Raw genomic sequence first — 21127 nt, 5'->3', positions numbered from 1 at the left:
GAGAGCCTTCCATGAAAAGAAGGCCCTCGTCGAGCCTTCGTTATGCGGCGGCCTCGGCCGCGTCTTCCTCGTCGGCGAACGGGTCACCGTTGCGTTCGGCGTTGTATCGGACCTCGTCGAGGATGCCTTCACGCTTGGCGACGATCGTCGGGACGAGCGCCTGACCGGTGACGTTCACCGCGGTGCGGCCCATGTCGACGATCGGTTCGACGGCGAGCAGGAGTCCCACTCCGGCGAGGGGCAGACCCAGCGTCGACAGGGTCAGCGTCAGCATGACCGTGGCACCGGTGGTGCCTGCGGTGGCCGCCGACCCGATCACCGACACCACGACGATCAGCAGGTAGTCGGTGACGGACAGCGGAACACCGTAGAACTGGGCGACGAAGATCGCGGCGATGGCGGGGTAGACGGCGGCGCACCCGTCCATCTTGGTGGTCGCTCCGAGTGGGACCGCGAACGACGCGTACTCGCGGGGGACGCCGAGATTACGTTCGGCGACGCGCTCGGTGAGGGGGAGGGTGCCGATCGACGACCGGGAGACGAACCCGAGCTGGGTGGCGGGCCACACGCCGGAATAGAAGGCACGCACCGACAGCCCGTGGGCACGGATCAGGACGGGGTAGACGACAAGGAACACCAGGGCCAGCCCGATGTACACGGCAGCAGTGAACCAGCCCAGCGAGCCGATGGCATCCCAGCCGTACGTGGCGACCGCGTTGGCGATCAGCGCGGCGGTGCCGATCGGAGCGAGGCGGATGATCCACCACAGCACCTTCTGCACGATTGCCAGCAAGGCGGCGTTGACCTGCAGGAACGGCTCCGCTTTGGCGCCGACCTTCAGTGCGGCGATACCGATGGCAGCGGCCACGACCAGTAGTTGCAGCACATTGAAGCTCAGCGACGTACTGGCCGCACCTTCGGTAACGGTAGTTTTCGCGCTCAGGCCGAGGACGTTGCTGGGCACCAAGCCGGTGACGAACGCCCACCACGATCCGGTGGTTGCCGGCTCCTTGCCTTCGCCGGTCACCGTCGTGTGTGCGCCGGGTTGGGTGAGAAGTCCGACGACGATTCCGATGACCACCGCGATGAACGCGGTGATCGCAAACCACAGGAGGGTCTGGACAGCCAGCCGGGCGGCGTTGGCCACTTCCCGTAGGTTGGCGATGGAGCTGACGATGGCAGTGAACACCAGCGGGATCACCGCGACGGTGAGGAGTTTGACGTAGCTCGTGCCGATGGTGTGGACGGTGCCGACGAGCCAGTTCTCGTTTCCGTCGGCGGCTGCGGGCAAGGATCGGGCGACGAGCCCGAGGATGACGCCGACGACGAGGCCGGTGACGATCTGTGGGCCGAACGAGCCCGCCCACTTCGGTAGGCGCCGAGAGGTGTTCTCGGCGCGCGCGGACAGCGCGGAGCTGGGCATGGGTGTGCCTTTCGCATGAAGCCGTCAGCCGACGCCGGATAAGGCGGGATGCGGCGGGGAAGATTCCTGAGAGGTGTGAAGAGGGTCCGTCAGAGCGTGCGCGGACAGATGGCGCTCGCCTGCAGCCGGAGGTCGACGTAACGTCGAGAGGTCAGGAACAACACCGCAGCAACTGTACTCGCCGACTCGATTACCGCACGAGACGGGCAGCCTCCGCGCGGGCTTGCCGGGCATGCTCGAGTTCGAGTGCATACAGGAGTCCGAAGGTAAAGCCGTTCTCCCCCTCCGTAACTCCGGCGCGCGCCCCGAGAGCGCGAAGGTTGTCGGCGGCGACACCGCTGTCCTGATGCTCACCGAGCACTTTCTGGAGGTGCTTGAACTCCGATACCTTCTTCGCCGCTTTCCCACCGAGGAGCGGTGTGGCGAGCTCGGCCGCGTACCTGGCGCGCTTGCCCGCTTTCCGGGCGCGGTGCAACTCCGCCGCGTCGGAATCGGCCACGGCGGTAGTCAGTCGTTTCCGCGCCTTGCGCCCGGCCCGCTTGACAGCCTTCTTGATCACTTTCGGACCGGCGTCGGGTTCGATGGTCAACGGTGGGGCTGTGCGCCATTGCGCCAGCGTCGCCAGGAGAGCGCGGTAGCGCGCGTCGTCGAGAGCCGACATGACGGCGGTCAGGGCACGCTGCTGTTCCCCCAGCAGGTCCTGTTCGATTCGTGCGGCGACAGGACCCATGACCAACTCGACAGGCAGGCCGGCAACCAATTCCCCGAGCCGGTGTCGTTGCACCTGACGGTCGCGCACCTCGCCGAGTAGCCCGGCGTACCAGACAAGTTCGGCCTCGAGCGTCGACCGCGCGTCCGGGTCGACCAGATCTTTGAACACGCGGAGAGTGCTGCGGAACCGGCGAATGGCCACGCGGGTGGCGTGTATCGGGTCGAGTCCGCGGCGCAGCCACACATCACCCGCAACGATCTCGTCGATCTGGGTGTCGAGATAGTCCGTGAGTGCTCGTCGCGCCGGGCTCCGGGTGTCGGCGTCGGAGCGCTGCGGCTCGATTGCCAGCGCGCGCGCCAGTTTCGAGGCGTATGACGACGTGTGCGCCCCGCTCCGAACGAGGCGTTCACCGATGGCGCGCAGCATCTGCTCGTCGCCGTGATCACCGAGTTCCACCTCGACTTCGCGCCACTGACTGGCAATGGCTCCACCGTTGTCGGCGGTTGCGGTGGCCCGTACCGAGTCGTCCGCCAGTTCCGCCAGCAAATTTCCTGCCGAGTCGACCACACGATGGCGTCGTCGGACGGTGGAGAGCGAGGCCACTCGCAGCAGTGGTTTGCCGAGTGCCACCCCCACCACAGCGTGCGCCAGCTCGTCCGGGACGGATTCGTCGCCGGTCGGCGGAAGACGGACCTCGGTGCGGGCATCGCCGGCGGGCACCTTGAGATGCCATCCGAGGTCGTCGTCCCCCGAGCGGCGACGAAGCGTCAAATGGTGACGGAGAAGGTCATGGTCGGCGGTGTCGAAATAGACACTGTCGAGCCGGATGGTGTCGATGTCTTCCCGGCCCTGCTTTGGAGTCAGCTCTTCGAGAGCCGGTACCTCGAAGTCGAGGCTCACATCGTATTTGTCTTCGCGTTCCGACTGTTCTGCCGCCATCAGTCCAGTTTGCACCCCGCGTCTTTCGGATACCAGCGGCGGAAAACGTCCGGGTGCGCGCGGGTCCGGCTCTTCCACGCATTTTCGCCGTATGTCCGGTACAGCGGGTTGTCGGGATCTCGATCGACTCCCCGGGCGCGGGACGCCAGGTGCGGCGGCAGGGAGATAGTCGGAACGGTCGCGTCGAGTGCGGGATTGAGGAAGTACGGCACCGACAGCCGCTCGGGTGCGCCCGCAGGTGTGAGCACCCGGTGACGGGTAGCACGCAGGAATCCGCCCGTGGCGACCTCGAGCAGTTCGCCGATGTTGACCAGGAAGGACCCAGCGCGGGCGGGAGCATCGATCCAGCTGCCGTCCTCGCTCTCCACCTGCAGCCCCGTCGAGCCGGGCTCGAGGAGTAGCAGGGTGAGCACTCCCGAGTCCTTGTGGGCGCCCACACCCTGCTCACCGGTGTGATCGTCGCTCGGCCGCGCCGGATACCGCACCACCTTGATGAGCGTGGCCGGGGCGCGGGCGAACGCGTCGTCGAATATCCCCGGATCGGCGTCGAGGGAAGCTGCCCAGTGTCGGAGCAGGCGCATCCCGACCTCGGCCAGTGCCGCGTCGAACTCCTCGATCGTGGACCTCAGCGCGGGTAGCGCTCGAGGCCACTGGTTCGGGCCCTGCAGCCGCAGGTAGTCGGTCGCATTCGGAACCGGGTCCCGCTCCGGGCCGATGTCGATCTGCTCACGCCAGTCGATCTCGCCGTTGGTCAGTTCCCCGCCCAGCCGGTTATAGCCGCGAAAATGTGGACTGTCGATCATGGCGATCGACATTTTCGACTCTTCGGGCAGCGCGAAGAATTCGCGGGCAACTGTGAACACCCCATCGAGAAGGCCGCGGTCGACACCGTGACCGTCGAGGTAGAAGAACCCGACGTGGTGGGTGACCTCCCGCAGCCGCTCACGCCCGACGGGTGTGTTCAGGTCGGCGAGGTCGATGACGGGAAGCACATTTCCACGGTATCCCCGGGGGCGCCATGTTTTCGAGGCGAATGTGCTGTTCGACGCCTCCGACTCGTCCGGAGGTACCTTCGCCCGGCGAATCAGGGGCTGGGCAAGGGCGAGGGAGTCAGAACCCCCAGCCCATCTGGGCGGAATTTTCGGAACCGAAGGCGAGGTCCACGGCGTCGAGGGTTTGCGAGTCGACCGCCCAAAGCCTGTGCGCGGCGGCGAACGAGCGCGCCCGGTGGGCACCGAGATAGAGGCTTCCCAGCACCTCCAGGTCGAGCACCACCTGTGGGTCCGCTTCGGTGCGGGTGCACGCCGCGCGGCCGTTCTTCACACTCAATGCGAATCGGCCGCCGGCATCGAGGAAATCGTCGTCGACGTGGACCACGATGTCGAGGTCGCGTCGGTATACCCGAGCTTCGAGAGCGGCGGGAACGTCCATGATCCGCACCCACAGTTCGTCGTGACGGGACGTCGTTCGAACCAGTCTGCTGTCGGTCAGTAGGTACGGCAGTGGATCGTCGGGAACGACAGCGGCCTCGATCCGCCGGATCAGGTCCAGACCCAGCAGGGCGCGCCAGAGGGCGGCATGGCTCTCGTCGGTGATCGAGCGGATCTCCTGGACGCGTGCGGTTGCCCCTTGCTCACCGGAGACACGGCGATACAGCACGTACCCGTCGTCGTGGAGCAGCCCGAACAGACTCGTACCGCCGCCACGCTCGTTCTCGGGATCGGCAAAGATCCGATCCCACACGCAGTCCGGGCGCACTTGGGCGCCGGGTGTACGTCGCTGCCACCGGTCGTAGGTGTCGGCGATCGAGGGACGCACCTCGGCGGGGCGGACCATGCGGACCCCACCGGGATCGGGCACGGCCGGGTGCAGAGCGGCGAACCGGCGATCGATGCCGACCGTGGATTCGACGGTCGCCGGACCGTACCCGAACCGGCCGTAGATTCCGCCCTCGCTGGCGGTCAGAATCGAGAGTGGCACGCCGGACTGCTGGATACGCGCGTGATGCTCGGTGTAGAGCGCGCGAAGAATTCCCCGCCTGCGGTGCGTGGGAGCGACGGTCACCGCGGTGATCCCGGCTGCCGCGACGCTGCGACCACCCGGCACGGTGACGGTCATCGGTATGTCCATGGTGGCGCCCACTACGGCATCACCGTCCAGTGCGATGACCGGGCGATCCGCCCCCACCATTCCCTTCCAGAAGGCCGTGAGTTCGGGCGTCTGTGGTGTGAGAAAGCAGATCTCGTTGAGCAGGATGAGGTTCGGCCAATCCTGCTCGGTCGCGGATCTGATCGTGATGCCGTCGGTGGTGGTCGTCATGCCCCGACACTGGCACACGGCACCCTGTGCTGCACACGAATTTCATCGCACCGTGGGTGCTGACGGCGCACCCGCAGCAGCTCAGTACGGCTCGGCGGCGATCCGCCCCGACTTCACGGCGTCGACCAGTGCCGCATGGTCGGCTTCGGTTCGATCGGCGTAGCGGACGGCGTACCGTCCGATCGCTTCGTCCAGTTCCTCGTCGCCGGCGAAGTAGCCACCGAGTAGCCGCGGATCGAGCGAGCGGGTATGTGCACGCGCGAGGAGGGCGCCGGCCAGGCGGCCATAGTCGTCGAGATGGTCTCGCGCGAGACCGGTCGGGTCGATGTCCCCTTTGAGGTTGCGGAGTTGACGCACGATATAGGGAAGACCGCCTATCGTCGTCCAGCCCAGGAGAATGTCCGACTCCGTTTGCACCAACCGGGCACCGTGCACTATCCGCTTGCCCTCGTGTTTGGGTGTACTGACCGGCAAGTACGGCGACAATGCGGACGGCCGGGCTTGCTTCAGTTGTAGGACGAGCACCTCGTCCCGGTTGCCGTGCAGCAGGGCGATGTAGCTGCGTAATCCCACGCTGCCGGTTCCTACGATCCGGAAGGCGACATCGGACACCGCGAATCGGGTGATGAGGTTTCGGCGCGACTCGCGCAGTGACTCGACATAGAGTTCGAGTCCGTCGATGACGGCATCGGCAGTGGCCTGGTCGACGCGGGTGAGAACGGGCGGGTCCTCGACGAATCGTCTTCGGCGGATCCCGGTTTCGTGATCGTCGAGGTGCGTGGTCCATTTGGCCGCGACCTTCTCGCTGGTGTTGCGGCGGGCCTTCTGCGCGGCTTTGTCGAAGTCGTCGAGCAGATCGTCTGCTTTTGCCCGTTCGAGCGCCGACTTGTCCGGAAGTGCGTTCCAGGACTGGAGGAACGGCTGTTCGGCGAGATCGCGAATCGTGCGCCGATACGAGGTCACGGCGTCTACAGCGGCCTCGATGCAGCCGCTCTCGGACACACTGCCTTCGCGCCCGGCGAGGACCAGGCTTGCGGCGAGACGTTTGAGGTCCCACTCCCACGGCCCCGGGAGCGTCTCATCGAAATCGTTGATGTCCATCACGATCTGTCCGTCCGGTGTGCCGTACAGGCCGAAGTTGGCGGCGTGCGCGTCACCGCACAGCTGCGCCGTCAATCCTGTGACCGGTGAGCCGGCGAGGTCGGCTGCCATGAGGCCGGCGGCGCCCCGGAAGAACGCGAAGGGAGAGGCGATCATCCGACCGATTCGCAGCGGAACCAGACTCGTCAGCCTGCCCTCGTTGGTGGCCTCGACGAACTCGAGCACACCGGGCCGGTCTGCCCCGGCGGCGGCGTGGTCGTGCGCGCTGGACGGCACTGACGCCTGCAGAGCCTTGCCGCGCGCTGCGACGTCGTCCGCCTCGACCTTCGTTCGAAGGTCGACTCGCACTCGATCGGTCGTCACGACGGTGACCTTATCCCAGGGCGCCGGCGCGAGCCTGCCTTATCTCGGGAGGCATTGGTCCGTCAGTGGGATCGGGGGCCGACTTAGGAGGGACCCAGACAGGTCGTCATCCCCGCGTCGGACATTCGGCTAAGGTCCGGTGCATGCGGAGCAAGTGTGGCAACCGTGCCGCGGGGTGAGCCGGGGACCCCTCTGCGTCGGGGCCTGCGCATGCGCCGGGAATCCTGGGGTTTCGCGATCGGATCGGTGTTGTTCGCGCTCGGCGCGCTGCAGGTGTACGGGGACGCCGTCGGTCGGGAGATCGACAACGTGACGTACTTCGTCGGATCGCTGTTCTTCACCGCCGCGGGGTACATCCAGTTCCGACTCAGTGGGCGACCGGTTCCCGGCGCGGAGTCCGTGCGCGTCGAACGGTATGACTGGTGGGCGTCGCTGGTCCAGTTCGTCGGCACCCTTCTGTTCAACATCAGTACGGGCGTGGCACTCGTCCACGGCCTGACGGCGGAACAGGACCAAGCGTGGCAGTGGCGGCCGGATCTGTTCGGGTCGACTGCCTTCCTCATCGCGAGTGGCCTGGCAGTGGTGGCCACCACCGAAACCGACAAACTGTGGGATCCCCATGCACGTAACTGGCGGAGCACATGGCTGAACATGCTCGGGTCGGTGGCGTTCGGTGTGTCAGCGGTCGCCGCCTTCATCGTGCCGGGAACGGACGTGCCGGCCAATCCGGTGGCTGCAGATCTCGGAACATTCGTGGGCGCGCTCTGCTTCTTGGTCGCCGCGCTGCTGATGCGCCCGCCTCACCGCACGTATTCGTCGAACCAGTCGAGTACGCGGTCGTAGGCGTCGGTCGCCGCTGCGGGGTTGTACCGTTGCCCGGTGTCGTTGAAGAAGGCGTGGTCGGCGCCCGGGATCGTGACGATCTCGTGTGGCAGTGCCGCGCGATCCAGTGCGGCGGCGGCCGCGTCCCGGCTCGCATTCACGCGCGCATCTTGCTCCGCATAGATGGCCAGCACCGCGGCTCGAGAACCGGAGAAATTCGCATTGTCGGGCAGAGGGCCGTAGAACGGGACGGCGGCGGCCAGTCGCGGTTCGCCGGACGCAAGCAGTAGCCACACCATTCCGCCGCCGAAGCAGAACCCGACAGCAGCTGCCTTCTTGTTGGGCACCCGTCGTTCGAGTTCGTCGACGCCGGCCGACATGTCGGCCACGAAGCGTTCCGGCGGCACCTTCGCCAGTGCCGCGGTGGCGTGGGCGGGATCGGTGAAGGACGCGGTGCCGCCCTCTTCCGACAGCAGGTCGACGGCGAGAGCGGAATACCCCGCTCCTGCGAAACGGCCTGCCACCGAACGAATATGGTCGGTGAGGCCTTTGTTCTCATGGATGACGAGTACTGCTCCGCGGGGTTCGGCCGCAGCCGCCCACGCTCCTTGCAGGGTCCGACCCTCGGGCCCGGGAAGCGTCACCGATTCGGTGGCGACCGCATCTGCCGCACCGGGTGGCTGGACGTCTTCACCGGGTGGTGGGGGAGGCTCACCGGATGCAGAGGTCGCCGTTGTCGCACCTTGGTCGTCGGAGCAGGCGGCGAGAAGTGAGGTAGCGGCAGCCACTCCGAGGCCTATCAGGCCCAGTCTCCGCAGAGCTTCCCGGCGGGTGATCAGACCGTCCGCGTGGTCTACCGCGATCTCCTCGGCGATATAGCGTTGCAATGGCGTCATGATGGCCCCCGTTCGCACGGCTGATGATGAGCATGGTCGCGTGTCCGCGACTCGACCGGAGCCGTTGTCCGTTCCGGCATGAACGACTGAACAGACATCGGGCGATTGACAATTTCTTATGGGGCGGAGCCTGCCTGCGCCGGTGCGAAGAACTCGAGCGCGATGTTGTCGGGATCGCGGAACGAGAGACCCGTCCCGTACTGCGCAGTCTTGATTCCACCGTGCTCGATGCCGAGTGCATCGAGCCGATCCCGCCACTCCACGAGATCGGAACACTGGAACGCCACGTGGTCGAGTCCGACCTGCCGTTCGTCGAACGTGCTCCCGGCGCTGCCGCCGGTGTGCGCGTGCAAGCCGAACAGCATTCCGCCGTCGAGAGCGAACACGGTGTGGTGGAAGGTCCCTGACTCTTCGTCCTCGTCGAGAACGGGTGCCGAATCGAACAGCGCGCTGTACCACGCAGTGCTGGTCGGCAGGTCGGAGACCGTGATCGCGATGTGGGCCAGGCCCGGGAAACTGGACATGTGGGGCATCCCTTCTCCGGCGAAATACTTGCACGGATCCTTAAGACACTATCGACTTCCGGCACCGGACACACGCAGAAACGGCCCAAGACTGCGACAGGCTCGGGCGGCTAGCCTGAGGCGATGCGCACCGTGGGCGTCGATCTCGCCGCCGAACCGAACAGGACAGCCCTGGCTGTCGTCGATTGGTCGGACGGCATGGCCCGCGTCGAATCCGTGACGGTCGGCGTACGCAACGACGCCATCACCGCCGCAATCCTCGACAGCGACCGGGCGGGAATCGATGCACCGTTCGGGTGGCCCGACGCCTTTGTCCAGATGGTGTCGGAGCACCACGCCGGAAGGTTGACGGTCACCGAAGAACTGTCACACCGCGCCGGCCGCAGGCCCCTCACGAAACGCCGGACCGACCTGGTGGTGCAGGCTGGAACCGGTATCGCACCGCTCAGTGTCTCCGCAGATCTCATCGCCCACGTGGCGCTGCGCTGCGCCGGAATTCTCGCCGAACTCGGCGACCTCGGGGCCGACAATGACCGCGTCGAAGGCCGGGCCGTCGAGGTATACCCCGCCGCTGCCCTGCGGCGTTGGGGACTGCTGTCGCGCGGGTACAAGCGATCCGCGAATCGGGTGACACTGGGGGAGTTGGTCGACACGCTCCTCGCTGCGGCGCCGTGGATGAGCCTCGGTGCGCACGAGCCGCTCTGCCGCACCTCGGACGACGCCCTCGACGCCGTCCTGTCGGCCGTGATCGCACGTGCGGCGGCCGTGGGATGTACAGAGATGCCCAACGAAGCGGACCGTCGGATCGCCCAGCGTGAGGGCTGGATCCACGTGCCTGCGGGAAGCCTGCAGTCGCTACAGCCCTAGGGTCGTAGTGGAGCGTGTCCTCCCACTCGGGACGCTGCACTCATCATGATTCGCTGCGCGCCGTGCCTCGCGCGGCACCTTCTCCGATCAGGCCTGGTCTGCGCGCTGGAGACAGGCCGCTCCGACGCCCTCGACCGAAACCAGGCAAAGTGGACAGCACACGCACAGTGCGTGGAGAGACGACGAAGGAGACCCATGGCTTTCTGGGATCAGCTGAAGGCAAAGGCGTTCGAAATGAACGGCCAGCTCAAGACGAAAACGGCACAGTTCCAGAACAAGGAGTTCGCCAACGCCAGCATGGCCATGTGCGCGCTCATCGCCGCAGCAGACGGCACCATCGACCCTTCGGAACGACAGAAGACTGCGGCGCTGATCACCAGCAACGACGCGCTCAGTGTCTTTCCCTCGGACGAGCTGCGTCAGAAGTTCGAGTGGTACTGCAGCAAGCTGCAGTCGGATTTCGAGTTCGGCAAGATCGAAGCCACCGCCACCATCGCGAAGCTGAAGTCCAAGCAGGACCAGGCGCGGGCCGTGATCCAGATCGGCATCGTCATCGGCGGCGCAGACGGCAACTTCGACCAGCACGAGCGAAACGTGGTGCGCGACGCCTGTTTCGCGGTCGGCATAGCTCCGGCGGAATTCGAACTGTGACGTGATCGGTGGCGCGCCACTGTCGTGGCGCGCTACCGGCGTTCAGTACGCCGTGATGACGGGTGCTGGGTTCCACAGGCCGGAGCGCCCGATTCGGGTGGTGTCGATCTGAGCGGTTTTCACGCCTGGGTCGAGCGGCGAATACTGTTCCACTCCGCCCCAATCGCGGTCCCAGTCGTGTTTCAGGTACGACGGTATGGTTCGGCTGGCTCGCGTCATCTCGATCCATCCCAGCGGTCCGCCGCCGTACCGGTCCTGCCACAGGCTGGTCATGATCGCCCCGGGGCGGTCCGGCAGGATCCGGTAAACGGGGGCCTCCGCGACCCCGGCCCGGTGATCGAACGGTCGCTGACACGGAAAGGCAAGCCCCACTTCCCAGTCCACCATCACGGGCGTCTCGGATCCGATGACCTCGTTCAACGACCGCGTCTGGGGAACGCGTGGGGGCGTGACCGCAAGCCACTGTTCGGGATCGCCGTCGGTGTCGGAGGCAACCATACGTATGACATCCGCGCCGGCAGGCACGTCGTCGAGGGGTACGCGAAGGTTGCGCCACGACGGTGCGGGACCGATATCGATCGGCGTGACCCTGCCCGCCACCATCACCGTGCCGTCCGGTCGAGCCTGCCGTACTCCACCTCGAGGCTCTGCCCGTAGGTTTCGATGCCGTCTGCGTCGACCGACCGGATGCGACCCGCCGCGGCGATGGACACGATGTCGCCGCGACCGCCGTCGGATTCCTCGGGCGGCAGACGGTACCACCCCGTTGTCAGCGACGCGTCGTCGTCGCCCCCGGCACTGCCGAGGGCCGGCGTCGTGGCGGGATCGAGGCCGAACGGTAGGGCCACGGCACTGCCGTTGACACCCACCGCACCCTCTCCGCCGCCGGTGCCGGCCGAATTGCTCGATGCCGATTGCGCCGTGTTGTCCGTCTCCACCGAATTCGCGACGCCGGCATCGGACGATTCCTCGTCGGCGCTCAGATCTGCGGCCACGCCGTTCGGGGTGAATCCGGTGCTGTCGGTGCCGGCGAGCGCTGTCGAGGGAGTACCGGACAGTGGCGGCAACACCGACGCGTTGGGATCCGTTTCGAGCAGGACGTCGTTCGCCAGACCGCACGGCTCGCCGGCGACGGCTTCGCCATTGGAACGGGCCAGTGAGAAGGCCGGGTACTGGGCTACTGCGCCCTTGGCCATCGACAGGACCTCGAACAGCACCAGTGCGGCGGCGGCCACCGTCAGCGGGGGCAGTGCCCAGAAGCGACTGTGCTGCACCGGGCCATGTTGCCGAAAGGGTTCTCGAAAGTAGCACCATGCCGCGATCAGCAACATCAGCAGCGTGGCGCCGAGCAGGATCGTGCCCACACCCACACCCGCGACGAACACCGGCTTGTCCCACCACGGCACGCCGTAACTCGACACGTACCACCAGCCGTTGGAACTGGTGAAGGTCATGGCCAGCAAGAACAGCACAGCGGCGGCGAAGAGGGCACGGTTGCGGGCCGAGCGCACGACGGCTGTGCTCACGGCCACCGACGTCAGAACGGCGAGGGCTCCCGCGAGTCCGGCGTAGATGCCGAAATGGTGCGTCCACTTCGTCGGTGTGAACATCATGAGCGCCATCGCGGCAACAGTGATGCCGATGAGCCGCCGGGACGGACCGGTCGCGGTCCCGGGAATTCGTCCGCCCTTGCGAAGCATCACGAAAATAGTGACCGCGAGCGACAACACCATCACGAACACACCGAATCGCCGGGACAACGATCCGTCCACCGAGATGTTGAGCAGGAACTGATATCGGAGGTATTCGTCGAACCACGGCATGTCCGGGCCGATGGCATGCACCCGCTGCATTTCCATCGCAGCTGCGAGGGTTTGATCGGCGAATACGGCCACCAGGATCACCGTGCCCGAGGCGACCAGCGGCGCGAGCAGGGCAAGGTAGCCGACCGACTTCGCACGGGCGATCACGATCTGCAGAATCGGTCGCCCACCCGCCAGGAGGGCGCCGAAGCAGATCAGGCCGGAAGGTCCCGCGGTCAGCGTCGCCGCCCCGACCAGGACAGCCACGGCCGCCGGGAGCAGGCGTCGGGTCGCGACGGCCCGCTCCACCGAGCACCAGGTGAGGAGCACACCTACCGCGACAATCGGTTCCGGCCGCAGACCGTTGTTGTAGGGGAGCCAGAAGGCGAGGAACACCAGTCCGCCGGTCCACAGGGCCAGTCGATTGTTCCGGACTGCCGCGCCGAGGCGCGGTGCCACCTCCCGGCTGATCACCAGCCACGCCACGACACCGGCGACGAGTGCGGGCAGGCGCACCCAGGGACTGGCGGGGCTGATTGCGGCGAGCACACCCAGCAGGTCGTAGTACGGCGTCCCGAACGGCGTTTCCGGAACCCCGTACCAACGAAAGTAGTTGGCCATGTAGCCGGCGGCGCTCGAGGCGCGGGCCATGGTGAACTGGTAGCCGTCGTCGGAGGTGGTGGAACCGATGAAGTGCCATAGCACGAGAGTGCCGATCACGACCGCGTCGATCCGGCGGAACGACCACCAGCGCGTCGGCAGGAAACGCCGCGACCGACGTCCGTCGACTTTGTCGAGTCGGTGGAGCGCAAGTAATGCCGAGACCGTCGCGAGAACGCCCACCACCATGGCAATCAACTTGATCAGTGACGGCGTCGACGAGAAGCGGCTGTCGATCTGGACGGTCACCCGAAGCCCTTCGGGCACCGGGCCGTCGAGGTCGCTGAAGATACCCACCAGCTGGGGTCGTAGGTCACCCTGAATGACGGTAGGGGGTTGCTGCCCTGGGGCGACGACACCCGCGGCGGTGCGGGCGGTATCTGACGACACCACGAGTGCGCAGTCGGCGGGCAACTGATCGAGCGACGACGTCAGCAGCACCTGGTTTCGGAGGGTCACCTGAACCTCGGCGGGTCCTGCGTCGGCCGAACTCACTCTGGCCACCAGGCCGTACTTCCCCGGATCTGCGGCGGAGGGAGCCGTCGATGCAAGGACGCCGCCACGCTGGGCGAGTTCACTTATCGCCGAGCAGGGAATCGACATGTCAAGGGTGATCGGTGCGTACGACACCAGCGGCGCTTCTACGCTGCCGGTGTTGCCGTTCTGCGGCCAGGACAACGATGCGCTGTCCTGCTCGACGGGCAGGAATGGCAACGACACAGTGAGCAGCACCCCGACGACGGAGGCGACGATCGCAAGGAGGCGCGCCGAACGAACGGAAGGACGAGCGGTCGACTGGGGCGCGACTACGAGCCGTGACTCATCAGGGTCGTCTCTGGACACATTCGCCGGTTCCACCCTGCTGTCAGTCACGACGTCGGATAGTACCTACCCGCGCATGCTCGCAGCGGCGGCGAGAGCCTCCTGATGGGAGGCTCACTCGGTGTTCCGAGGTGTCAGCGAGACCAATGCTGGAGGATTCGTGCCGTGCGTTCCGTCCGGCTCATGTGGTGATGGTGACGGCGCGGCCCCCGTCGGTGCTGCACCTCGGAATGGACTTCGCGAATGATGTCGAACATCGCTCCGTCCTCCATCCTCTGGGTCCTGCCCCGACGCCGGACACACCGGGGCGTCTAATTCTGTTCTACCCGATCGGCGGGCATTCAGGCGTGTTTCGGACATTGCATTTCTGGCATCGTTCCGCGCGGCCGCCGTAGGGTCGAGGTAGTCGCACAACCCGATATCTACGGAGGCTGACCGATGACCGAAGTTCTCGACCGCACCAAGATCTACATCGACGGGGAGTGGGTGGATTCGCAGGGGGCGGGCCGTATCGACGTGGTCAATCCCGCCACCGAGGAGGTTATCGCGGTGGTCGCGGACGGCGCAGCCGAGGACGTCGACCGCGCCGCCGAGGCTGCCCGCGCCGCCTTCCCCGCGTGGTCGGCCCTCAGCGGTGAAGAGCGCGGCGAGTACTTGCGCAAAGCCGCCGGTCTCGTAAAGGAACGAGTCGACGAACTCGCCGCACTGGTCTCCAGCGACATGGGAATGCCTCTGGGGTTCGCGAAGCCTGTACAGATCGGGATGCCGTTGGCGAACCTCGCTGCCTTCGCGGACTTGGCCGCTACCTACAACTTCGACGCCCAGGAGGTCGGCAATTCGCTGATCGTGCGGGAGCCGATCGGCGTGGTCGGTGCCATCACCCCCTGGAATTTTCCCCTTCATCAGGTGGTCCTGAAGGTCGGCGGCGCACTGGCCGCAGGATGCACCGTTGTGCTCAAGCCGACCGAGGTTGCGCCCCTCATCACCTACGCGCTCACCGACATCTTCCACGAGGTCGGTCTGCCGGCGGGCGTGTTCAATCTCGTCAGCGGGTATGGCCCCGTGGTCGGGGAGGCCATCGCAGGACATCCCGAGGTAGACATGGTCTCCTTCACCGGCTCCACTCGTGCCGGTAAGCGGGTTGCCGTCGTCGCGGCCGAGACGGTGAAGAAGGTGGCGCTCGAGCTGGGCGGCAAGTCGGCCAACGTCATTCTCGACGACGCGGACCTCACCAAGGCCGTCACCGACGGGGTGGCCAAGTGCTATCTCAACTCGGGCCAAACGTGTTCGGCCCTCACCCGCATGCTCGTCCCGGCGGACAAGGTGGACGAGGCGGCGGCCATCGCTGCGCAGGTCGCGCAGAATTACGCCGTAGGTGACCCGACCGCAGCCACGTCGGTTCTCGGGCCACTGGTCAATTCGAATCAACTCAAACGCGTCCGGAGCTACATCGAGCAGGGAATCGCCGAAGGTGCCAAGCCTGTACTCGACGGACGCGAAACCGGTCAGGAGAGAGGCTATTTCGTCGGCCCCACCGTCTTCTCCGGGGTCACCGAAGACATGACGATCGCCCGCGAAGAGATCTTCGGACCTGTGCTCTCGATCATCGGGTACCAGGACGAGGAGGACGCGGTCCGGATCGCCAACGCCACCGAGTACGGGCTCGCCGGTGGCGTGTGGTCCGGAGACAAGGACCGCGCCGACCGCGTCGCCCGGCAGCTACGGGCCGGCCAGGTCGAGGTGAACGGCGGCGCCTTCAACACCAACGCCCCGTTCGGTGGGTACAAGCAGTCGGGCATCGGCCGCGAAGCCGGCATCCTCGGCTTCGAAGAGTTCCTCGAGATCAAGTCGATCCAGCGGTAGGCGGAGTGCTAGGCGGGTGTCGCCTGTTACTGAGCGCGGGCGAGTGACACCACGCCGTCGTGTTCGGTGACTTCCCGGGCGGCGCGCTCACCGGACCGGACGGCTCCGTCGACCCAGCCGCACATCACGGACGAGCTTTCCGTGCCGGCCCAGTGAATGCGACCGCACGGCTCGCGGAGGGCGTGGCCGAACTGGGTGAGGACTCCTGTCGGGGCGTGGCTGAGCATGCCGCCGCCGGAGTAACGCTCGACGCTCCAGTTCTGCTCGATGTAGTCGACGGGGGAGGCCGCTTTCGCGCCGAACCTCGCGGTCAACTCCGCGAGCACCGCCTTCCTCCGCTCCGCTTCCGACAGCGTCCCCAGCTTGCGGGCGATCGGTCCCTCGACGATCACACACAGAACACCGGGACGTCCCGTGTCTGTGCTCGCGTCGATGGTGATCGTCGCGGGGGAGTCGGGTGCCGCCGACTGTCCCGACAGTCCATCGGCTCGCCAGAAGGGTCCGTCGTAGAGCACGGCGATCTTCATGACCGCACCGCTCGGCATTCTCTGGTGCAGGAACGACCGATCCATCGGAAGCAGGGGCTCGTAGACGATCTGGCTCGCGATCGCGAGGGGTACCGCGACGATCGCCCTCCGAGCCCGCACGGCCAGGTCCGCGGAGCGGACGCTCACGCCGTCGCTGTCCTGTGCGATGTCCCGGACGGGCTGTGACAGATGGAGCGCGTCGCTGATCTCGGCTGCCATCGGACGGTAGACGGCACCCATACCGCCGACCGGCCGCGCGTCCTCGGCGGCGTCCTTCACACCGAGAACGAAGCTCGGACCACCGCCGGACGCCATCTGGTACAGGACGAACAGCATCGACACCTCGGACGCCGCGGACGTGTAGCAGCCGGCGATGGCGGTCTCGAGAAGGTCGTGGGCCGGCTTGGACAGCGTGTTGTCGCCGAGCCATTTGGCAAGGCTGATCGCGTCCCACTTGGCAGCCTTCCTCGCCTTCCACGGCGTCTCGAGCGGAATCGTCCTACACATCTCGCCGAGTTCGACGAACACGGCGCCGAGATTGGCGACCGCCCAGGGACTCATCGTCAGGGGAATTGTTCCCTTGTACCGGTGCTGCTTGCCGTCGACGACCATCATCGCCTCGCCGTCGGTGTACTGCTTGTAACTGTTGACGCCGAATTCGTCCATCAGGGCGTAGATCCGGTCCTGTCCCGGCCCGATCCACGCACCGCCCCGATCGATCCACGAACCGTCCTTGCGGACCTCGGTGTAGGTTCGCCCGCCGGGGCGGTCGCGCGCTTCCAAGATGGCGACCGAGTGTCCGGCCTGTTTCAAGCGCAGTGCCGCCGTCAGTCCGGCGAATCCGGCGCCTACAACGCAATAGTCGACCTCGATGTCTGCCATGGCACATCCTCTTGCGCTCAGCGCGCGGCCCACGTTCGGCCGTATGCAATGGGTGCGCCGCCATTGGTCCTGGGGGTGTGAATTCCTCACTCCGGGAATGACATCGCCGCGCACAGAACCTATTCATCCTTACTCGTGGCGAGTATCCCGGTCAAGGCCTGCGCCGGTAGGTACTCGTCAACCGCCCTGGTTGGCAAGTCCGCGCTGCCGACCGAGTACTCGCGCTTGGACCGTGCGACGTCGAGTTCGGAGAGTACTTCCTCACCACCCGCGGGTCTTCGGGCAATGTAAACCTGACCGTTGGCGCACGCAAGGGTTTGGATCGACGTGATTGGAATGATTCGCGGTCGAAACAGGCTTGCACTCAACCATATTCGACCGTGAAGAGTGAGTTGTTCTATCGTGGGTGCCAACAGTATGCGAGAGGTGAGGGAACGATGAAGGTAACGGTGGTCGCGGGCAATCCCAAGGCGGGTTCGCGCACCCTGGACGCGGGGAAGTTGGTGGCGTCGGCGGTGACGGGTTCCACTGCGGACTCGGTCGTGGATGTGATCGAACTGGGCCCCGGGCTGCTCGGGTGGGGTGACGACACGGTGGTGCAGGCGGTCGAGACGGTGGCGGATTCGGACCTGGTTGTGTTCGCGAGCCCGACCTTCAAGGCCACCTACACGGGTGTGCTGAAGTTGTTCCTGGACCAGTTCGCGACTGGGGAAGGACTGCGGGACGTGGTCGCGGTTCCGGTGATGCTCGGTGCAGGCCCGGCGCACGCGCTCGCACCGGAGTTGCTATTGAAGCCGGTGTTGGTGGAGCTCGGCGCAACAGCGCCGGCGCCGGGACTGTATCTCGCCGACACCACCTATACCACCGATTCGCGGATCGCCGAGTATGTCGAGCGGTGGGGGTCGGTGCTCGTTGCGGCGGTAACGGCACGGACGGGGTTCTGATGAGCGGAACGGTAGCGCTGGATCCCGGGTCACTGCGCGAGGCGTTCTCGCATGTGCCCAGTGGTGTGGTAGCGGTGTGCGCAGAGGTCGACGGTGAGCGGGTCGGGATGGCGGCGAGCACCTTCGTGCCGGTGTCGTTGGATCCGCCCCTGGTCGCCTTCTGCGTGCAGAACACGTCATCGACGTGGCCCAAGCTGGCGGAATTGGCGCGCATCGGAATCAGTGTGCTGGGGGAGGTGCACGATACGGCGGCCCGGGTGCTGGCCGCGAAGACCGGTGACCGGTTCGAGGGACTCGACACGGAAACCAGCGACGGCGGCGCGGTCTTCGTCGGCGGCGCGTCCGTGTGGCTCGACACGACGGTGTCCGAGCAGGTGCCCGCCGGCGATCATGCGATTGTCTTGTTGCGGATCAACGAGGTGCGGATGCAGTCGGAGGTCGAGCCGATCATATTCCACCGCAGCACCTTCCGATGGCTGCAGGCCTGAGCATGTGGCCGCGGTGCTGCCAGGCGAACGGAGCCCGCGTCGCAAATGATGACCACGGTCGGGCACGTGAGGTGCATCTAGATCACGCGGGAACCGCTTCGATGACGGATGAGCGGGGGCCGGCGGTGATCGATTCCAACGTGAAACCGTGATCGCTCAATAGTCGGCGCCATTCGGTCGCCATGCGCTCCCGGCCACCCAACAGAACCAGCATGTGGAGATCCAAGAGGGCCATGGGGTGGGCTGTAGCAACTTCGGGTAAGACTTGTTCGACGATCAGCAGGCGGCCGCTTTCGGGGATCGCTCGCCGGCAATTGCTGAGAATCTTGCCGGCGGATTCGTCGTCCCAATCGTGCAGAATCTGAGAAAGCACGTAAACATCTCCGTTCTGTGGGACTTCCTCGAAGAAGTTTCCCCCCACAACAGACGTCCGGTCACCGATGTCGGCCGAGCAGAATTTCGATGCCGATTCCGAGACGACGTGCGGCAAGTCGAACAGTATGCCTCTGAGGTGTGCGTGATTTCGGAGTAGACGGGTGATCAGCGTGCCCTCCCCGCCACCGATATCGACGACGGTAGTTGCCTCCGTCCAGTTGCGGTTGAGGAGCGGCAACAAGCGCACCTCCACCAGTCCTGCTTGACACCGGTCGAACTCATCGGCAGCCGAGGGGTTCTCGGACAACCATTCGAAGTATGGCTTTCCGAATGCCTCTGTGAACGACTCCTTCCCGGTTCGGACAGAATGAGCCGAGTGTCCCCACGCGACGTAGGCCTCGTTTGACATCAGTCCGACCAAGTGACACAGCGAACCGGGAGTATCGACCCGCAGGAGCTCACCGGCCTCCGTCAAAGCAAAGCGTCCCGCGCCGTCTTCCGCGAACAGTCCTTCCGCTACGAGTACTCGCAAGAATCGACCAAGAGCGTCGGCATCGGCGCCGACCCTGGCTGCGAGATCGGGCAACGAGCGGCATTCATTCGCCAATTCGTCGGGCACTCCCAGTTCGCAGACCACCGAAATAGCCTGGGAAATAATATATCCCATTATCTGTTTTCTCACCCGGTTGTTGATGTCGCTCATGCTCATGCCGCCTCGGGCAGCCCGGGGAAGAGTGACACCTTTGCGGCACTCTGCAGATACGACGCGCCTGCCGTGCCGCCAGTTCCAGGTACCGTGCCGATCACCTTCAAGGTGATGCCCCAGTGGCCACGCTTCATCACCCCCCATGCCCGGTCGAGGCGGCGCATCGATTTCTCGAGAGGCATGGCACCCGCGAGTGTGTTTCGCATCGTCAGAAAGATGTCTTCCAAAGTAGTCTCCTCGGTATCGATTTTCGCAATGTGGTCGGAATTAGCCCGATTACGTGCGCACGCGAACTCGACCTCGCGAAACGCGCGCGACTGAACAGCGCTCCGCCCGTGTGTGAAGCCGCGAATGATGGAGAAGGCGTCCACCGGCATCGTCGTCAAAACCCGAAAGAGAGCAGGTATCGCTTCGAGGCGGCCCGATGCCCCATCGAGGCGGTGCTTCGCACGAGCGGTATCTCCATCGAGGAGGTCCATGATCGCCATCGATATTGCCGTCGCAACCTGTCGGTACAGGCCCTCGAAGATCTGGATGCATCGGATGAACATCTGTTCGTCATGCAGGCGAGTCGTCGGCAGCAAAGTCAGCCGAACTGCAGTTCGGATGTCTTCCGGGACACTCTCGAGCGCCAGTGCCGCAGCGGAAGCAAACGAGTGGTAATCGGCGTCTGCTCGGGCAAGCGCTGCTCCGCCCTCCGTGGCCACGTTCGGATCGACGTCGAAATCGGGTGCGAGCCGCGCTAGTTGCGTCACGACTCGGGTCGTCGCACGCGTTCTGACCATTTGGGCGGGGCCGGGTGCCACCCCGAAGGCTCTCGTCTCCAGCAATGCGAGGTCGATGGCCGCGGCGGATACGAATGCGTCCACGCGCTGGCAGTCGGCTGATCGGACGACCTCGTCGAAGTAGTCGAGACCGACATACGACGAATAGGCGGCGTCATTTTCGTCGAACGTCATCGGTAGCCACGCGTCGAGCACCGGATCGGACCGGTGCCTACCATGAAGCTCGCGCAGCATGGTGACCACGTGTGGCCGCACACCGTTTCGCCCGACCTCCTGATAGTGGGCAACGACGGCCGCGAATGGAAACTCGGAATGACCCGCGGCCCATTGTCGAAGCGCCTCCTCCACATGGCGATCGCACAACGCATCAGTTGTCGCGTCTGCAGCCTGAAGGCACTTGCCGCCGACACCGACGGCACCGCTACGAACGATACCCGCCTCAGCTTCGCGCAACGTTTCGGAAATCAACAAAGGATTCGCCTCTCATCAATTTGCGGGGTTTCGCAATTTTCTATGCCGACAGGCGGATACGGATAGGCACCCAAGGGGGGCCCATGAGCCACCCTCGGCTAGTGGGTGAAGCTTTGGCCCCCCAAGGGTGCCTACCCGGCCGGGCCGGCTCACGCTGATATTGAGTACCAAAGGGTTTCAGAGAT

Annotated in this window: 16 protein-coding genes and 1 pseudogene; 6 read left to right on the top strand and 11 right to left on the bottom strand. The window is 65.6% G+C overall.

What is annotated here, in order from left to right; all coding sequences use genetic code 11:
* Positions 1-40 precede the first annotated feature (40 nt).
* The 5 genes from NOF53_RS16085 to NOF53_RS16065 all read right to left on the bottom strand — a co-directional run bounded on the left by NOF53_RS16085 (position 41) and on the right by NOF53_RS16065 (position 6857).
* Positions 41-1423 (bottom strand): dicarboxylate/amino acid:cation symporter, encoded by a 1383-nt coding sequence (locus NOF53_RS16085; RefSeq protein ID WP_255970468.1) that lies wholly within the window; start codon positions 1421-1423, stop codon positions 41-43.
* A gap of 190 nt (positions 1424-1613) precedes the next feature.
* Complete coding sequence (locus tag NOF53_RS16080; RefSeq protein WP_255970466.1) at positions 1614-3074, bottom strand: CYTH and CHAD domain-containing protein; 1461 nt, start codon at positions 3072-3074, stop codon at positions 1614-1616.
* Positions 3074-4066: an isopenicillin N synthase family dioxygenase gene (locus tag NOF53_RS16075; protein ID WP_255970463.1), complete on the bottom strand. Its 993-nt coding sequence runs from the start codon at positions 4064-4066 to the stop codon at positions 3074-3076. The genes NOF53_RS16080 and NOF53_RS16075 overlap by 1 nt, the downstream gene beginning before the upstream one ends.
* Positions 4067-4184: 118 nt before the next feature.
* The gene (locus tag NOF53_RS16070) at positions 4185-5393 is read right to left on the bottom strand and encodes an enhanced intracellular survival protein Eis (RefSeq protein ID WP_255970460.1); all 1209 of its coding nucleotides are present in this window, start codon (positions 5391-5393) and stop codon (positions 4185-4187) included.
* Positions 5394-5474: 81 nt separating this feature from the next.
* On the bottom strand, positions 5475-6857 hold the full coding sequence (locus tag NOF53_RS16065) for a DUF2252 domain-containing protein (RefSeq protein WP_255970458.1): 1383 nt from the start codon (positions 6855-6857) through the stop codon (positions 5475-5477).
* Positions 6858-7067: 210 nt separating this feature from the next.
* Here NOF53_RS16065 and NOF53_RS16060 point away from each other — a divergent pair, with 210 nt between their 5' ends.
* Positions 7068-7700: a hypothetical protein gene (locus tag NOF53_RS16060; protein ID WP_255970587.1), complete on the top strand. Its 633-nt coding sequence runs from the start codon at positions 7068-7070 to the stop codon at positions 7698-7700.
* Here NOF53_RS16060 and NOF53_RS16055 read toward each other — a convergent pair.
* Entirely contained in the window at positions 7658-8575 is a 918-nt protein-coding gene (locus NOF53_RS16055; RefSeq protein WP_255970456.1) for a dienelactone hydrolase family protein, read from the bottom strand. The two genes, NOF53_RS16060 and NOF53_RS16055, sit on opposite strands and share 43 nt — an antisense overlap.
* Positions 8576-8691: 116 nt before the next feature.
* Entirely contained in the window at positions 8692-9099 is a 408-nt protein-coding gene (locus NOF53_RS16050) for a VOC family protein (RefSeq protein ID WP_255970454.1), read from the bottom strand.
* 123 nt (positions 9100-9222) lie between these two features.
* Between NOF53_RS16050 and NOF53_RS16045 the strand changes: the two genes are divergently transcribed.
* Together NOF53_RS16045 and NOF53_RS16040 are read left to right on the top strand one after the other, a co-directional pair.
* Positions 9223-9966: a DUF429 domain-containing protein gene (locus tag NOF53_RS16045; RefSeq protein ID WP_255970452.1), complete on the top strand. Its 744-nt coding sequence runs from the start codon at positions 9223-9225 to the stop codon at positions 9964-9966.
* Between the two features lie 195 nt (positions 9967-10161).
* Positions 10162-10617, top strand: a complete 456-nt coding sequence (locus NOF53_RS16040) for a tellurite resistance TerB family protein (protein ID WP_255970449.1) — start codon at positions 10162-10164, stop codon at positions 10615-10617.
* Positions 10618-10659: 42 nt separating this feature from the next.
* Here the strand turns inward: NOF53_RS16040 and NOF53_RS16035 are convergent.
* Positions 10660-13922 (bottom strand): annotated as a pseudogene (locus NOF53_RS16035) (arabinosyltransferase domain-containing protein).
* A gap of 417 nt (positions 13923-14339) precedes the next feature.
* Here NOF53_RS16035 and NOF53_RS16030 point away from each other — a divergent pair.
* Positions 14340-15764: an aldehyde dehydrogenase family protein gene (locus tag NOF53_RS16030; protein WP_255970446.1), complete on the top strand. Its 1425-nt coding sequence runs from the start codon at positions 14340-14342 to the stop codon at positions 15762-15764.
* Positions 15765-15790: 26 nt separating this feature from the next.
* Here the strand turns inward: NOF53_RS16030 and NOF53_RS16025 are convergent, their stop codons facing one another.
* Positions 15791-17173, bottom strand: a complete 1383-nt coding sequence (locus NOF53_RS16025) for a flavin monoamine oxidase family protein (protein ID WP_255970443.1) — start codon at positions 17171-17173, stop codon at positions 15791-15793.
* A gap of 437 nt (positions 17174-17610) precedes the next feature.
* Here NOF53_RS16025 and NOF53_RS16020 point away from each other — a divergent pair, with 437 nt between their 5' ends.
* Together NOF53_RS16020 and NOF53_RS16015 are read left to right on the top strand one after the other, a co-directional pair.
* Positions 17611-18117: an NADPH-dependent FMN reductase gene (locus NOF53_RS16020; protein WP_255970440.1), complete on the top strand. Its 507-nt coding sequence runs from the start codon at positions 17611-17613 to the stop codon at positions 18115-18117.
* The gene (locus NOF53_RS16015) at positions 18117-18605 is read left to right on the top strand and encodes a flavin reductase family protein (protein ID WP_255970437.1); all 489 of its coding nucleotides are present in this window, start codon (positions 18117-18119) and stop codon (positions 18603-18605) included. The genes NOF53_RS16020 and NOF53_RS16015 overlap by 1 nt, the downstream gene beginning before the upstream one ends.
* A gap of 82 nt (positions 18606-18687) precedes the next feature.
* Here NOF53_RS16015 and NOF53_RS16010 read toward each other — a convergent pair whose 3' ends face one another.
* Together NOF53_RS16010 and NOF53_RS16005 are read right to left on the bottom strand one after the other, a co-directional pair.
* Entirely contained in the window at positions 18688-19683 is a 996-nt protein-coding gene (locus NOF53_RS16010) for a methyltransferase (RefSeq protein ID WP_255970434.1), read from the bottom strand.
* 2 nt (positions 19684-19685) lie between these two features.
* Positions 19686-20942, bottom strand: a complete 1257-nt coding sequence (locus NOF53_RS16005) for a tryptophan 2,3-dioxygenase (protein ID WP_255970431.1) — start codon at positions 20940-20942, stop codon at positions 19686-19688.
* Positions 20943-21127 lie beyond the last annotated feature (185 nt).

It is taken from the genome of Rhodococcus tibetensis, assembly GCF_024438035.1.
Taxonomy (GTDB): Bacteria; Actinomycetota; Actinomycetes; order Mycobacteriales; family Mycobacteriaceae; genus Rhodococcus_F; species Rhodococcus_F tibetensis.
This window is presented reverse-complemented; position numbering and strand designations above follow the sequence as displayed.